This is a genomic window from Dietzia sp. UBA5065 (assembly GCA_002415925.1).
GTDB lineage: Bacteria > Actinomycetota > Actinomycetes > Mycobacteriales > Mycobacteriaceae > Dietzia.
In genome coordinates, this window is sequence record DIAZ01000110.1 from 6,663 (window position 1) to 7,557 (window position 895).

1 protein-coding gene and 1 riboswitch are annotated in these 895 nt (G+C 70.5%); the gene reads left to right on the plus strand.

Features of this window, described 5'->3' with window-relative positions:
* The first annotated feature begins 341 nt into the window (after nt 1-341).
* A riboswitch (cyclic di-AMP (ydaO/yuaA leader) is annotated at nt 342-498 on the plus strand.
* Nucleotides 499-509: 11 nt separating this feature from the next.
* On the plus strand, nt 510-895 hold a 386-nt coding region (locus B4M60_RS08610; protein ID WP_291082321.1), incomplete at its 3' end, for a transglycosylase family protein.

Below are 895 nucleotides of genomic sequence, written 5' to 3' on the forward strand. Positions count from 1 at the left end.
TGGTGTTCACGATCCTCGCCGCCCTGACCCCGCTCGTCATCGGCCGCGACGCGCCCACCCTGCTCTACGTGGGCGCGATGATCTTCACCCCGGTCGGCTTCCTCCTGGGCCTGCTGTACGCGATCCTCGGGTCGCGTCCGCCCCGGGTGTGACCGAACCCACCTTCCCGGGATCCGCCGGAGAACCCCCAGGTAACGAGTAGATAACAACGCCTGGCCACCTCCCGCGCGCCCCGGATTTATCTCGGAATGGTGACGATCCCGCATCAGGCCGCTACTGTTCAGTGCATACTCGTCAGCGAGTTGGCGTCGGCCGCACCTCCGAACTCCGCCCTGCGGACGATGCCTCATCAACCGTTACCGGGCGGGGACGGGGGACCCGACAGGGCCCACCACGGGCCGGCGACCATCGGTCGCCTTGGGGTTAAGCCGCCGGAAGGCGGCCGGGCGCACTCGTCCGAACCCGACAGCTCACCTCGTAGGCACAGAGTGAAAAGGACTGACGCGCACATGACCTCTTACACCGGACGCCACCGCACCGCCACCGTGACCTCCGCCCCGAAGACGGCCGTCAAGGTCGTCCTCGCGGGCACCGCCTTCTCGGCCGCCGGGCTCGCCCTGGCGCCGGCCGCCAACGCCGCGCCGGACTCCGACTGGGACCGTCTGGCGCAGTGCGAGGCCGGCGGCAACTGGGGCATCAACACCGGCAACGGCTACCAGGGCGGGCTGCAGTTCTCGCCGAGCACCTGGGCGGCCTACGGCGGCACGAAGTACGCGCCGACCGCCAACCAGGCCACCCGCGAGCAGCAGATCGCGATCGCCGAGAAGACCCTCGCCGGCCAGGGCTGGGGCGCATGGCCCGCCTGCTCGGCCAAGCTGGGCCTGAACTCCGCCCC